This window comes from Flavobacterium tegetincola DSM 22377 (assembly GCF_000425485.1).
GTDB lineage: Bacteria > Bacteroidota > Bacteroidia > Flavobacteriales > Flavobacteriaceae > Flavobacterium > Flavobacterium tegetincola.
In genome coordinates this window covers 290,717-305,895 of the sequence record NZ_AUDN01000007.1, presented here as the reverse complement: position 1 = coordinate 305,895, position 15,179 = coordinate 290,717, and the positions used below count along the sequence as shown (strand labels likewise).

The 15,179-nt window shown below is 31.9% G+C and carries 15 protein-coding genes; all 15 read right to left on the bottom strand.

Features of this window, described 5'->3' with window-relative positions; translation table 11 throughout:
• Window positions 1–264: 264 nt before the first annotated feature.
• The 15 genes from H602_RS0101515 to H602_RS19225 all read right to left on the bottom strand — a co-directional run bounded on the left by H602_RS0101515 (window position 265) and on the right by H602_RS19225 (window position 15,057).
• Window positions 265–2,082, bottom strand: a complete 1,818-nt coding sequence (locus tag H602_RS0101515; RefSeq protein ID WP_026717190.1) for a T9SS type A sorting domain-containing protein — start codon at window positions 2,080–2,082, stop codon at window positions 265–267.
• Window positions 2,083–2,139: 57 nt separating this feature from the next.
• The gene (locus tag H602_RS0101510) at window positions 2,140–2,637 is read right to left on the bottom strand and encodes a hypothetical protein (protein ID WP_026976426.1); all 498 of its coding nucleotides are present in this window, start codon (window positions 2,635–2,637) and stop codon (window positions 2,140–2,142) included.
• A 16-nt stretch (window positions 2,638–2,653) separates the two neighbouring features.
• The gene (locus H602_RS0101505) at window positions 2,654–3,178 is read right to left on the bottom strand and encodes a hypothetical protein (RefSeq protein WP_026717188.1); all 525 of its coding nucleotides are present in this window, start codon (window positions 3,176–3,178) and stop codon (window positions 2,654–2,656) included.
• A 5-nt stretch (window positions 3,179–3,183) separates the two neighbouring features.
• On the bottom strand, window positions 3,184–3,561 hold the full coding sequence (locus H602_RS0101500; protein WP_157496548.1) for a hypothetical protein: 378 nt from the start codon (window positions 3,559–3,561) through the stop codon (window positions 3,184–3,186).
• Window positions 3,562–4,329: 768 nt separating this feature from the next.
• A complete protein-coding gene (locus H602_RS0101495; RefSeq protein ID WP_026976425.1) occupies window positions 4,330–4,578 on the bottom strand; it encodes a hypothetical protein in 249 nt (82 codons plus the stop codon).
• Window positions 4,579–4,762: 184 nt separating this feature from the next.
• Window positions 4,763–5,806, bottom strand: a complete 1,044-nt coding sequence (xerA, locus tag H602_RS0101490) for a site-specific tyrosine recombinase/integron integrase (RefSeq protein WP_026976424.1) — start codon at window positions 5,804–5,806, stop codon at window positions 4,763–4,765.
• Window positions 5,807–6,005: 199 nt separating this feature from the next.
• Window positions 6,006–6,509 (bottom strand): DUF6266 family protein, encoded by a 504-nt coding sequence (locus H602_RS18000; protein ID WP_157504808.1) that lies wholly within the window; start codon window positions 6,507–6,509, stop codon window positions 6,006–6,008.
• Window positions 6,510–6,990: 481 nt separating this feature from the next.
• Entirely contained in the window at window positions 6,991–7,206 is a 216-nt protein-coding gene (locus H602_RS17995) for a helix-turn-helix domain-containing protein (protein ID WP_035758649.1), read from the bottom strand.
• Window positions 7,207–7,576: 370 nt separating this feature from the next.
• Window positions 7,577–8,002 carry a hypothetical protein gene (locus H602_RS0101475; protein WP_026976423.1) on the bottom strand — a complete coding sequence of 142 codons (426 nt, stop codon included), beginning with the start codon at window positions 8,000–8,002 and terminating at the stop codon, window positions 7,577–7,579.
• A 109-nt stretch (window positions 8,003–8,111) separates the two neighbouring features.
• A complete protein-coding gene (locus tag H602_RS20410) occupies window positions 8,112–8,924 on the bottom strand; it encodes a M23 family metallopeptidase (protein WP_035758646.1) in 813 nt (270 codons plus the stop codon).
• A 30-nt stretch (window positions 8,925–8,954) separates the two neighbouring features.
• The gene (locus H602_RS0101465; protein ID WP_026976422.1) at window positions 8,955–9,407 is read right to left on the bottom strand and encodes a DUF1569 domain-containing protein; all 453 of its coding nucleotides are present in this window, start codon (window positions 9,405–9,407) and stop codon (window positions 8,955–8,957) included.
• A gap of 221 nt (window positions 9,408–9,628) precedes the next feature.
• Entirely contained in the window at window positions 9,629–11,176 is a 1,548-nt protein-coding gene (locus tag H602_RS0101460; RefSeq protein ID WP_026976421.1) for a T9SS type A sorting domain-containing protein, read from the bottom strand.
• 212 nt (window positions 11,177–11,388) lie between these two features.
• Complete coding sequence (locus H602_RS0101455) at window positions 11,389–12,123, bottom strand: flavodoxin family protein (protein WP_026976420.1); 735 nt, start codon at window positions 12,121–12,123, stop codon at window positions 11,389–11,391.
• Between the two features lie 525 nt (window positions 12,124–12,648).
• The gene (locus tag H602_RS0101450) at window positions 12,649–13,803 is read right to left on the bottom strand and encodes a T9SS type A sorting domain-containing protein (RefSeq protein ID WP_026976419.1); all 1,155 of its coding nucleotides are present in this window, start codon (window positions 13,801–13,803) and stop codon (window positions 12,649–12,651) included.
• A gap of 768 nt (window positions 13,804–14,571) precedes the next feature.
• A complete protein-coding gene (locus H602_RS19225; protein WP_084404182.1) occupies window positions 14,572–15,057 on the bottom strand; it encodes a toxin-antitoxin system YwqK family antitoxin in 486 nt (161 codons plus the stop codon).
• Window positions 15,058–15,179: the final 122 nt, after the last annotated feature.

Sequence of the window (15,179 nt, the reverse complement as noted above, 5' to 3'; positions counted from 1 at the left end):
ATCTTGGCGTTAGCCAAAAGGCAAAGTCCCACCAAAATTAACTTGGAATGGGTAAGGGCACTGTGCTCAAAAGTGAAGGTAAACACTAAAAAATGATCCCGATTTTACTGCATAAAAAAAGAGGATCATCTAATCCTCTTGATATTCTTCAAAACGCTTTACGATAACTCCATAAGTGTTGACGGCATGTAATCGGTTCCGTTCAACACAGGTTTCATTGTTCGTTCTCCGAACGCAACGAAACCTTAGCTGTTAGCAGAAGATTTAATTAATTATAATTTTTTTTGTAATTGAAACATTTTCTCCATCAGAAATTTTGGCTAAATAAATTCCTTTTGAAATATTACCTAAAGTTATAGTATTATATTTATTATTTAATTCTAAAGTATTTATTAGTTTTCCCGTAATATCAAATAATTCTAATTTTGAATTTGTAAAGTTATTGTTATCAAAAGTTATTTCTATAATACCATTACTTGGATTTGGAAAAATTGAAACCGAACTATAATTAAAATTTATAGTTGACAATGGTAATGGTTCAAAATGAGTAATAAAAATATTTGTAGCAGTAATTGGTGAGAAATTTATTAAATCAAAAACCATTTTATTTGATTGTAAAGCGTTTGAAGTAGAAATTTGTTCAAGACTTTGTGTGTTTCCAATAATATAAAAATTAGATGAACTACCAATTTTATAAGGTTGAAGTGAAGTATCAAATTCTTCATGAACACCACCATAATAAGAACCCCAAATTCTTTGATTTGTAGAACCATTAAATTTAACAAAAAACATATCTCTCGAATTTGTATTATTTGGGTTAATTTTAAAACCATCTGGAGTAGCTTTATCTATCATATTACTTTCTCCAAAACTATAATAATCACCTTGCGCATCAACAACAATATTTGAAATACCACCAGGTTGATTATTAGTGCTATTTAAGTTGCCTAAAAAAGTTGCATAATTACGAGTACCATTTTCGTTAAATTCAGCTATAAAAGCACTTGCACCATTATTAGTAGGTTGAAAACTGCCAGAAGTTGTAACATTTTGATTATTGGAATTACTTGATAATCCTGAAAAATACAATTTACTTTCAATTAAAGCAAGAGATTTATTGTTTGTTAATTCACTACTTGATCCACCATAGTATGTACCCCAAACTCTTTGACCGTTTAAGCTATTAAATTTGTTTAAATACAAATCAACACAATTACTTGGTGTTGGTTTAAAGCCATTTGAAGTGCCATAATATGTATTATAAGTATTATTTGGAGGACAATCAACTGTGTTACCTGAAACATAAACAGCGTTTGCGTCTGCAACAATAGAACGAATATTTGTATTCAATCCAAAATATGTACACCAAATTCTACTACTTGTCAGCGAGTTAAATTTAGCTATTATATTATTTGAAGTATTATTTAGATTTGTTTCTTGAAAAACATTTGTAGTTGATAGATTATTTGTAGTAGAAACACCAGCAATATATATACTATTGTTACGGTCATATGTTATTTTTAATATACGTCCTACATCGTTGAAACCACCATTACTAACAATTTCTCCTCCAATACCCCCATAATAAGTACTCCAAATAACTAAACCATTTTCATTAAATTTTGAAATAAAAAAATCACCATTACCTTGATTGTTTTCTTGAAAACTACCTACAGTACTTATATTTGTATTACTAAAAGTAACACCAATTAAATATAAATTATTATTTTCATCAATTGTTATATCGCCTACATAATCATCACTTTCACCACCAATAAATGTACCCCAAATAATGTTGCCTTGTGGACTAAATTTTATTAAAAATCCATCGTAAGAACCTCCGCCATAATTTTGATGATAAGAATTTGTGTTAGTAAAATTTGTTAGATTTGTTAAATCTGAACCCTTAATAGTTCCTACAATGTATAAATTACCCACATTATCGACTACACTTTTACTGAATATAAAACGTTCATCACCAAAATATGTACCCCAACTTCGTTGAAAGTTAAATTGTGCCGAAACATTATAACAATTTATAAATAAATAAATTACAAAAAGTTTTTTAAATATTGATTTCATTTTAGATTTTATTATAAACATCAACGATAATATTTATTATCGTTGATGTTTTGTTTATTATATGAAAACGTTTGTATAAAAATTAACATTTGTTGCTGGATTTGAATAATCGTAATAAACATCAAAACCAACACCAGGATATACTTCACTTGCTGTTAATGGAGTGAAATTATTCCAAGTACTACCAAATTGAAATATCATTCCTTTGTAAACTTGACTATTACCTAATGTCCAAGCAATATTTGAATTTAAATTTGTAACAGAAGTTGCAGAATTTAATCTTTCCCAAATATTTATAAATGGAATACTTGAAGGTGAATTAAAAGGAAAACGAAAAACGTTAGTTGTATTTTCTAATATATAAGAATCTCCTGGTAATATTGTTATACCACCGTATGGTTTACTATGAAATTCAGGATACATACCTGCTGTAGGTTTCGTGAATATATCATAAATAACTACAGAACTACTTGTAAAATTATAAATTTCTAAAGTTTTTTGTGCATAGTTATGCAAGCTAATAAATAGCATCGCAAATAATATTATTTTTTTCATAATCTTTTATTTAAATTTACATTATTAAAACAGTATCAATTATTGTATTACCTGAAGAAAAGTTGTCATAAAAGCTTTCCCAACCAAATGGAGACATAAAATATGGTTGAATTAATCCAATATCGCAACTTCCAAAAAAACTACTACCATTAAAAACAGATAGGTTTAAATAATTAAAAAACTGACTATTACCTAATATCCAAGCGGCATTACTTGAAATATTTGACCAATTGCTATTACCACCCGGAACTGCTGGTGCTAAAACTCTACGCCAATTAGTTATTTGAGGAGAACTATTTGGAGAAAAAAATGGAAAACGAAATTGATTTGTAGCATTTTCTATAAAATATGAATCACCTGGTAGAATTTCTATAAAATTTGGAGAAACACTTGCATACCAAGGATAATTTGTTGTGAGTGGTTTCGTCAAAATTGTATTTATTCTGACTGTGTAGGTTGAAAAATTATAAATTTCAACAGACTTTTGACTGTGTATTTGTAAACTAATAAAGAATACAAAAATTATAAATAATTTTTTCATCCTTATTATTTATTTGAATTTTTATACATTTCAGTTAGCTTTTTAGAATAAGCTTTCATTGTTACTCTAATAATTTCATCAGTTGACTGATTAGTTTTTTTAGATAAATCATTTTCGCCTATTGAAACTAAAAGATTTTGAGCATCTTGAGTAACTTTTTTTTCTAAATCAGTATTAGTTTTTGCACTCATTTGACCATTTTGTGTTTCTCTTTTAGCTTGAAACCAAGTTTTTAAAGATGCTTCAAAATCTAACATTTCGCTGGTCTTCGCAAATTGGAATGTACTCACAGTTTCTTCTCTAGTAGTTACTTCTTCACCACAAGAAGTAAACATAAATGCTGATAATAATATTACAGTAAAAAATAGTTTTGTTGTTTTCATAAGCGATATTTATACCTTATTATTAATACGTATTAGCGTAAGGACGATAACTTTAGGTACAATTTTGGATTTAAGTTAGCTTTGTACCGCCCTGTTGAAAAAAATCAACTTTTTGATTTTACTAACCTTTCATATTTCTTTGAATGAATTCAATGTATCTCCAAATGATTTGTCTGTTTAGTAAAAAATCTATCATTAAAATTGTAAAGAACGTAACTTATTCTTACAAAAATAAATAATATTTCAATACAAAAACCATATTGTTAATAAATATTCTTGTAATTAACAATATTTACGGCAAAACTGTAATGTTTCAATCATTTTTTTAACGATATGATATGTTAATAATTAAAAAATATTTGAATATTACGAGATTTTTCTAAAATTTTCTGCTAACGTGTTTGTACATGGTTAGTTGCGACGGTTAATCACTAAAGATAATAAATAACTACAGAATAAAAAGTGCGCGAGGACTTTCCAAAGTAAGCGATTATCAAGCAATTAATTATGTACGGTGTTAGCTTTTAGTGCTTTTTTTTCGATTAATTTCTCGTTATTATTTTCTTTTTTCAATCTGCTTTTTAATTCCGCATTTTATGTGTTATTCAGCTCGATTTTCATTCCGTAAACGTACTCAAACTCTGTAATATTTTTAATTCAGATTACGAGTAAACAATTCCTCAATTTGCCAAATTCCGATTGGGTGAAATTGCCCTTTTCAATTCAGATTTCGATTCCACAAACGAGCTAAAAACTCCGCCATGATTTTTATTCCGCATTTGAGTGAGAATTCAGATTTTTATTTTTCCAATAATTAAAGTAAAGTCTCCCTGTCGCTATTGTTGAACTTGTCATTAAAAAGTAAATCATAACATACTTTTTTCGAAAAAAACTTTCAGTAAACAAATCAGTTGTGCTTAATGTCAGTAATAATATTCCAACAAACCACAATAAAGTAAATAAAACCAAATTCTTTATCGATGGATTTTTTATGAAATTTCTTTTATCTGTTTCCATTTTTTTATTTTTTAGTAATTTAAAATTCCTTTTTCTGTTTTAGAATTCCGATTTCGAAAACTTGCTAATGCATTAAAGCTAACTTGTATATACACGCTACAAAGTAGCGCCAATACACCCAAAAATGGATGTATACACGCTACTTTTTAGCGTCTTATTTGTTTTGTAAATATACTTAATTTTTTCATAAATCATCAAAAGGACTTTTTATTTGTTGAATATTTTTGGTACTTACATGTGTATAAATTTCAGTAGTTTTACTGCTATTGTGCCCTAATAGTTCTTGAATGTAGCGTAAATCTGTGCCACTTTCTAGTAAATGAGTAGCATAACTGTGCCGCAACCAGTGTAATGTTACAGGTTTTTTTATTCCAGTTTTAGCTATTGCTTGTTTTAATACTTGTTGTAAACTCCTTGCGTCGTAAGGATTTCCTGATTTTTGACCTTCAAATAAATAGAGAATAGGTTTATAAGTAATATAGTATTCGCGTAGCATTTCCAAAATTTTTGAACTCAATGTAACAATCCTGTCTTTTTTACCTTTTGAATTTTGAATGAGAACGATGTTTCTTTTAGAATCTATGTTTGCAGGTTTTAATGCAATTAATTCGCCAGAGCGTAGGCCGCAACTGTAAATTAAACTCAACATCATCTTGTGCTTTATATTGGTGGGTGCATTTAAAATAGTTTTAACTTCTTCTTTACTCAATACATTGGGCAATTTATGTTCAGGTCTTGGACGATGAATTTTATCTACAATGATTGCTTTATTTTGGATTGAACTGAAATAAAGCTTGATAGAATTTACAATCTGATTTTGATAAGATGCAGAAAACCTATTGGCTAAAACATATTGATTATTGTATTTTATTACATCATCATTCGTAATTTCATTTGCCGGTTTAGGGTCAAAGAACACAAGAAAACTTTTTAAAGCGTCGGTATATGTTTTAATTGTGTTTTTGCTGTATCTTTTGGATTTTAAATAATACTGAAAAGAAGTGATCTGTACCATAACTTCAGCTGAAGGTGTTCTTGATATTGGAATGTCTATTTTAAACCGAATGCAATTTTCATCCGTGAACGGCACATGCCAACACTTTAAGCTTTGGCTCCATCGGGCACCCTCAAACATTTTTATCCGGGCTATAAGGTCTGGAGTCTTTTCAAAATAAACGGCAATTCGCTTTTCATTTTGATGTGTGATTATTTTTGCAGACCATTTCATATCATATATTGTTTTAAAAAGCTATTTTACCATACTAGAACTATTAAAAGAATTGCTATACGGTAACCAACTTATCTTTAACGATTAAGTATTCATTTTTAAGTGTAATTTACTGTTTTAAATACTAAAAAACTACTACTCACAAAAATACCTCAAAGATCTACATCTTTGAGGTATTACTACTTAAACAGTTAAACCATTACACCACTGTAAACATTCCCAAATGCTGGCTCGTAGAATTGATTTTTCCGTCTTCGGAAGCCATAAACGCATAAACGTGCACCGCAGCACCCGTAAGATAAGCAGGCAAATTAACGTTATATATGCCACTATCTCGTGTATCCACCTTCAGAAAAAATTCATAATTTTGGGTAGCTTCTTCAACTACTATAATCATAAGTTTATCTGTTGATTTGGCCTCTCCTTGCCCTGAGTTATTAGTCCAAGTAAGCTCTAATAATGCACCGGCTGCTGCTTGACATATTAGATTTTGGGCATTGAGTAAGTTTCCTTTGGTATACACTACTTTAGTATAATCCACTACGGCTTTGTCTGCTACATAATTTATTGCTTCTGTAATGTGGTAAGACATTGCCATATTAAACCGGGACTTTGATCCCGATGGTGTGCCATAATAGTCTGAGATAATGGCATTGGCAGGGGTTAAAAACTGAATGGCTTTGGCAAATATTGCCCTTTGCATTAGTTGTGGTTCTGTGGCAGGTTTACTGCTTTTTTTTGGACGGCTTCTAATCACGTCTTTTACCTCTAAAACTCGCACCTACTATTGGCCCTACGGTACCTGAAAATGCGCCTAAAATTCCTTTTTTGTACGTTCCCATAATTTGATTATTTTGGGTTAAAACTCTTTTTTCCAAGCCTTTAAGTGGTGTTGGTATAGCGAATGTAGCACAAAAAACAATACCTGTAAATCATGACCGCTTTTGACCGCTTATGACCGCTTTTGAACATGTTTGAACGCATGTAGTACTTTTAGACCTAGTTTGTTCGAGGATTGTTCGAGGATTGTTCGAATAAATGCACTTTTAAACAACAATCCTCGAACAAGCACCGAAGGAAGTATAATGGATATGCTATTTTTACATCATAGGACTAAAGCATAAAAAAACCGTTCCTTTATGGAACGGTTTCGTCACGAGTTTTAAAAATAAGTACAATGTCTTTTATTCATTTCTAATTGCCATCAAACGCTCTATGACGGCTTTGGGATAAAAGAATTTAGGACCAATTTTAGAAAACTTTAAAATTTCTTTATTCCGCCATCGGTAAACAGTGGAAGCTGAAATTTTGAGCAAAATTTTAATGTCAGCATTGTCGTAATACTGAGATGCCAATTCAGAAGCAGAAATGGCTTTTGGTAATTTAGTTTTTTTCGGCATACTATATTTATTTAAAATGGATTCGAATAAATGTAAGCTTAACTTAACTATAAAATAAAATTAGATAAGTTCTAACCGTTTTATAGTGAGACAAATATAATTAATTTTACAATACAAAAGTAATTTTATATAAAAATAATAGTGCATTAATATTCAAAGTAAAATCAAGGTGTAACTTTAAAATAAAACGTGATTTAAACCTTAAATCCACAGCTATATTTTAAAGAGAAAAAGGACGTAAAACTAAAAAAATCAGGACCTGCTTATTTTTTATATTCTTGACTGTACAATTTTAATTCATACATAGGTCCACTCAATGTCTTAATTGCGTACGTACATTGTAAATACCGTTTTTCATTAACGGCAGTTTTTAGTTAATTAATGAATTGCTTTGTGGCGACTTGGATAATTTTATAAATACAATTCCAAAAAATAGAAAGAAAATCCAGTCGTTGATTCCGTAAATGGTGTAAAAAATTCCTGCCATCACATCTTTTTGATACACAGCAGCAAGATCGTTTTTGATCATCCATAAAGTCCAAGTAACGCCGTATATTAATTTTTCAATAATGAATACTCCAATAAGCCACTTGAGTGGTTTGTATTTTTGAGACATGGCCAGGAAAGCAATTCCCCACACTACAATCATCAGTAAACCAAAATGAGACATAACTGTCGGGTCGGTTTCTGGAATAACGGTATTGGTAAAAAACCTTGAAAAAATCAATACGCCTCCAATATTCATCAGTCCAGCAAGAACAAATCCCTTTTTTATGTGTTTTTGAGTTAATTTCATTGTAATGTCTGTTTACGTTTTCTGATCCAGATTATTTGAACTTGTTTTTAAAAATACAGCGTAAATTGTTTCTTGATTAAAGTACATTTAAGGTTGGTATTCCTGAACTTTAATAGTTTCTTAAGTACGCTTTCTTTTCCTCAAGGTATTCAATGGTACTTCCGTCTCCTGTTCTAAATTTTGTTTTCAATGTTTCTCGATGGTCTATATTTTGATTGAACAGTACAAGATGTAAATGGGGTCCAGTAGTCCAACCCACATTTCCACTGTATCCAATCAATTGCCCTTTATCGATATGATCTCCTATTTTTACTTCTGAGCCGTTCTGCCTGATATGTGCATACTCCGCAAAGGTACCGTCCGAATGGTATAGGGTTATAAAGTTACTGAACTTTTTACACTCTTCATTTGCACAACCTTTGTCATTGCTATCCACTACTCGAATGACTATTCCTGCTCTAACGGCCAATAATTCGGTTCCAATAGGCATTGTAAAATCTAATAAATTTTCATTGCGATGGGAAAAAGCACCATTGTATCCTTGATGAATTTTAAATGTATTGGATTTTTTATAAGGCAGATCGTACACGTAATCAATGTCAAAATCTTTATTATCGTGTGTACCGTAATTGCTCCAATATTTATAGGAAACTTTATAGGCTTTTCCACGTTTGGTAATTTTAAGCGTGGTAAGTAATTGGCGCTTGGTTTTGGCATTCACTATATAAATTGCATTATTTTCTCCTGCAAGATTTAAATTTTCTAGTGTAAAAGGCACCTTGATGCTCATCGGACAAAATTCATCATTATCGGCATAAATACTGTACCCATCTTTATGTTGTTCATAGTAGATCTTGACTTTATGTGCTGCTTTACATAAACTGGTTAATAGCAATAAGGTCAGTAAGATATATTTTTTCATGTCGTTTTTTTTTATACTTCAAAACTACTATTATACACCAAATTGTGTCAAATGATGATCAAGATGTTTGACTAACATATTGTTCCATTCTTGTTGGTTTAAAGTACCAAATGAATGCGATTCTTTGCCATCAAAATAAGGTCCGCCAAGTTGCTGCGTTTTGGTAATGTAATCGATTAATCGCTTTTTTTCGGTGTCAAAATTCCTATCGTCTTTGATAATGAATTCCGGTGCAGTGGGGCCGTTCTTTTTATAAGGCACCTCATTTACTACGGTGTTTTTGACAAACATTTTGAGTAGCATTTTTTTTAACGCATTTGATTTTGGGTGATTGGCGTCGTACATTTTTTCATAAGTCACATTACAATGTGCAACCATTTTTGCTACATCCATTTTTCCCCATTGTGGTTTGGATGTTTCGGACAAGTGATGAATTCGGTTTATAAATTCGGCAGTATCATTTTCATTAAAGGCACTTTTCATGGTACTTTTCTTTTTAAATTAGGGTATTTTAAGTTTAAATAGAACAGAAATTTATTCAGCACGATGTGCCTGTTTAAATTTCAAAGCGTGTTAGATTTATAGGTGTTCAAATTATTCCCAAACATTAACTCATATTCCGTCGGACGGCTATTGTTTTGGACTGAAATGCAAAAGCTTCATTTTATAAAAAAAATGAAGCCTTTGTATCTTTTGAGTGTGCTCTATTTTTTGATAAATTTAGAAACAATGTTGTCAATTACAATAAAGTAAAGACCATTTTTTAAGTCTTCAACGGACACTGTATTTTCATCGTTGGCATTTAATTGTCCTGATTTGATCCATTTTGAATTCATATCAAAAATTTGATAGGAAGTATCGTCGAATGTTCCCGCAATTTGTAATAGGGAAGTGGTAGGGTTTGGATATATTTTCAGTTTGGAAGAATCAAAAGTAGAGGTAGATAAAGCAGCACCATTGTAGCGTGCCACAGCAAAATCAGAACCGGTGTAACCCACAACTATTATTTTATCATCAGCTTGCAATGCTATATCAAAAGACTCGCTATAGGAATTGGCTTCAAAACTAGTGTTGACTAAACCATTGGTTCCAAATGTAGTATCTATCGTGTAATCTGCATTAATTCGAGCCATTGAAAATGAAGCGGTTGCAAGACTACTGTTGATTGATGAACCGGAGATTAGAATTTTTCCATCACTTGCCTTTGCCATTCCGTAACTCATGTCAATTGTATTGGGCGAAAAGTCAATTGTACCTCTTAAATTTACGGTTCCAATACTACTTACAGTTCCAAAATAATATTTGTAATCCGTAGACGACCACCGACTACTTCCACTAAAAAAGCTTGTGTCATCCGGGTTTAGTAGTAGTGAATAGGATTTATTGTCACTTGTAGAAAAAGAGTTAGAAGAAAAACCGTCTGTAGAAAATGTGGTATCTAGCGTACCGCTGCTGTTCAATCTACACACATAATGTCTTGCATAAAGCAGAGAACCATTTCCAGGAATATCACTCCATCCAACTGCCGTAATCTTGCCGTTCGATTTTATGTTTAAGTCTTCAATTGAAAACATAAAACCGATGGTATTGCTTTCAGGAAAAGGTAAATTAATCAGTTTTCCATTATCTGCAAAGGTGGTATCAAGTTGCCCAGAAGGATTATAGCGTGCAAAAATCCCTTTAGATTCGTTTGTATTTAAAATAGATTCACCACCCACAACGATATTTCCTGTAACATGGTGCACTTTTACGACCCGAAAAACATCAGTCCTTGGATTTGTGTTATAAATTGTAAAATTGGTAAATACTTTTCCAGAAGTATTAAATGAAGTATCTAGCGTACCATTTGCATTCAATCGGATTACAGCACCCGCTCTATCAGTTCCATCATCAGAATATCCTGCAAGTACAATTTTACCATCCATCTGAATATCTACCGAATACGCTTTATCATCGCTACCCGCTTGCAAGTCATAAGACACTTTTCCGTCGGTGCCAAATGAAGTGTCAAGGCTACCATCTGTATTATACCTGACACACGCAAAATCATAACCAAATATAGGATTATAGGTGTAGCCAACTGCAACTATTTTTCCATCACTTTGTAAAGAAACACTTCGCGCTTTGTCTTCGCCTGAATTAATAGAAGTACTAACTTTACCTCCCGAACCAAAAGTTAAATCTAATGTTCCGTCTTGAGAAAATGCACTAAAAGAACTAATAAAAGCTCCCAAGAGTAAAATTTTTTTCATGTTTTTATATTTAACGCGCAATATCAGTTAACTATAAAAAATATGCAAGTTTATATACCGTTTTCTACTTTAGGGGCTTTTAAAAGCTATTCTTATCACTCCATTTTTAATACATTGCAAGCAATTAGGGAGGCGTGATTCTCTTTACGTCAAATATTTAGCATGATTTCAAAGGCAAAAGCAAAGGAGCGGTTGCATTGAAAATGAAATTATTAACGGTATTCTGGATTGTCAAATTCCCAACGTTCGCCGTTATCCCAGTCTTTTCGAGAGTTACCATAATTGGGATAACCGCCATTTTCTTTGAGCATCAAGGCTAGATGAAGTAAATTATAGGTCATAAAAGTGGTATTTCTGTTGGTAAAATCACTGTCAAAACCTACGGGTTGCTCTAATTTTTCTCCTTTCCACTCCTTATCGCCGTAACTCGGACCCGGACCTACTTTTCCAATCCAACCGCAATCTGCTTGTGGAGGAATAGAATAGCCTACGTGCTGAAGCGAATATAGAATTCCCATAGCACAGTGCTTAATTCCGTCTTCGTTGCCCGTTACCATGCATCCGCCGACTTTTCCGTAAAATAAATATTGACCTTTATCATTAGTTAGACCACTTAAAGCATACAGTCTTTCAATTAACTTCTGAGCTTCAGAAGATTTTTCGCCAAGCCAAATGGGCGTTCCAACGATAAGAATATCGGCATTCAACACTCTTTTAGTTAATTCCGGCCATTCATCTTTGTCCCAACCGTACTCCGTCATATCAGGATAAACACCGCTTGCCACTTGATGATCAATGAGTCTGATTTCATCAATGGTTACTTGTTCTTTGTTCATAATGGCTTTAGAAACTTCGATCAAAGTTTGCGTGTGGCTCTCTTGTGGCGATTTTTTAAGCGTACAGTTAATATAAATCACTTTTAATTTGCTGAAATCTGGTTTTTTCATAAGGTTAGTTTTTTAATTGGCTACAGCCGTTACTACACTTCTGCTGTAAGTAAACAGATATTGAAGTCTTCGTAAATATAAGAAATAGAATGCGGAACGAAAAACTTTAAAGCAGGATGTCTGACTCCAAAGTGACTATTTACCCAGAAGATCCACTAAATTTGCTAATAAATAGGATCTGTTATAGAAACCATATTTAGGTAAAATTTATTGTGTTTCTTAACACTATTTTGTAATGTGTCGCAACTTTATTATGCTGTGCTTTGTAAACATAAGTACATTCTACAGTTAATTTCATCAATTATTGGGCAATGCAGGAAGGTCACTAACCAGCATTCAGGATCAGCTAACATAACCTACATTTAGAATTTAATACAAAAAAAAAGATGCCTTGAACTTCAAGACATCTTTTGCGGAAAACAGTATGTAATTATTTATAAAACACTTTTTATTTTGCACATTCATTTTCCAAATAGGGCATTACTAATTGGTTTTAGTATAAAAACGGATTTCAAGGTAAGCGAATTATTTTGCAAACTTATACGTTTGTTGGTCATCAATAGTTAATAAATACATTCCGTTTGATAATTGACTGATATCTATAGAATTTTCATCAGGACTGATATTTTGTTCGATCATTTCTGCACCTGTAAGACTATAGATTCTGACGTTGTAACTTTCGTCAGTTAATCCATTTACAGAAACTTGATTTTGATTGTTGTAAAGAGAAATCTCTGAAAGTTGATTATTAAAATCCTTGGTATCTAAAGTGGTGTCAACTGCTTGTACTACTTTACCTTGATTTTTTAAAGTGGCGTATATTGTGTTACCCACAACAACAACATCTCTAAAATTAGCAAAGAACAGGCTTCCATCATTTGGGTTTGTATCTTGGTAAGCTGCATTTACGGCTACAGAATTTGAACCTGCAGAAGGATTGGTAACATCAATCTTTTTAATCAAACTCCCGTTAGACATGTACAATTCATTATTCAATTTAAAAAGTCCTCTAGAAAAAGAAAAGGTTTGAAAAGTAGTGACTGTAGGAACGGCTTGAGAAACATTAATGCTTAGTATTTCATCATCGTCTTGTGAAGACAAATAGACAATAGCATTGTCATAAACACTTCCGCCGATGACACTTGTGTTGGTCACATTTGTTACAAGTGTTTGCGCAGTAGGACTGGCAACACTGGCGTCAATTACGTCAAGATGCGTCATAAAAGGTTCAAAACTTGGAGGATTTAATAGTGTTTCTGCTGTTATATACAGCGTAGCACCCACATTGGTAACAGAACTGATGTATTCGCTTGTAGTATAAATATCTTGAGCTGGATTGGATAAATTGTTTACATCCACCGCGATAATTTTACCACCTAAGAAAGTTTCTGTAGCTGCTATATAATTTTCAAGAGCTACATAAAGTAGGTTAGCATTGATGGTAAAGTGTACTAACGAAAACCCACTTGGCACAGTGTAAATAACAGTAGGAGTGGGGTTGCTTGCCGCTGTGTCAATTTTATAAATGTTTTGCGAGCCTAGCACATACATGTCCGTTCCGTTCATTTTTAAATAGGTTGCGTCTGTCAGTCCAGAGGCATAATCGGTTGTGTTGGTTTGTGAATAAATAGTGTTTGAAAGCAATAAAACAAAGAAGAGCGAAAGTAATTTAATTTTCATAGCTTAAGATTTAAGTTAATAGAATTTATAAAGAGGTATGAAGAAATAGTACAACAAAACAGGTCCATTTCCATTGGTCTTTCTGGATGTAATTTTGAAAATAAATACGTCCAAAAGTGGATTACTTTGAAATTATAATTGTTTAAAAATAAACATTATTATATCAAATGTAACCATTTTGATCTAAAATAACTACAAAATGTTTTGAAATACAGCGTTTTAGATGTAATTATAAGAAATTGCTTACACGGAATGAACTTCAAAACGAACGGAAAACGTGAATTACAAAGCCCATTATACCGCAAAAAAAAAGAGGATCATTAAATCCTCATCTCGTCCAAACAATTGTTGTATTAAAATCAAATATCCAGAAGTAAACTCTAAGTAATTTGCACCAGCTAAAGCTTCATTACTTCTTCAGATCGACTAATGCTTCGGGTATTTATTTTTTAAATGCTAAGTAAAAGTATGTGTGATCAAAATTATCTTAATTCAATTTCAGCTGTATTTGCTTCTCATCACATTCATCAAAAATGATGTAGTTGTTCATTGCATTACCGAAATATTTAATTTCCTTTTGTATCTTTTTTACATCTTGGCATAAAATGCAATGTTGCACTATCAGGAAAGGTAATGCAATGAAATGTAGAGCAGAAAACTTTTGTGTTTGCAAGTTATAATTAAAAAGTGAATTATATTTTGTCTGGGAATAATACGTTCAACGGATAATTTGTTTAATTAGATATCCGGTGTACTAAAAGTTCTCTACTATTCAATTCGTTTTCCATCTTTATAATACTGTATTGTTATTACATTACCATTTTCATCGTACATCTCCCATTTGCCTTCATTGAGTCCATTTTTCCAATTGCCATTACTTTTCAATTGACCGCTTTCGTACCAATATTGATGCATGCCATTTGGTTTGCCATCAATGAATTCTCCTTCACGTGCTTTTTTGCCGTTAGCATGCCAAAATACCCACGCTCCATTTTCTTTATGATTTTTAATCTCACCTTTTGAATAAAGATTTCCGTTTAAAAAATACGCCGTTTTAAATCCGTCAGTAATCGGTTTGAATTCAAGTTTTTGTAATCTTTCAGCAGATACGTTTTTAGAATTCATTAGAAAATCAGATTTTCCAATCAAAGTTGGTCCAATGTAAATTTCGTAATCATCTAAATCAACAGTTTGGGAAAACACATTGAAAAGACAGAATACGGTCAAAGAAAAAGTCAAAAATATCCTTTTCATGCGGGATTTGTTTTTAAGATTGCAGATGGATCGAAGTGCTTAAGAAGGTAGCATCTGCAAAACAATGGCAGCTGTTCAAATACAGTAAGGAACATTCAGAACAATCGGAAATAATCGCTCGT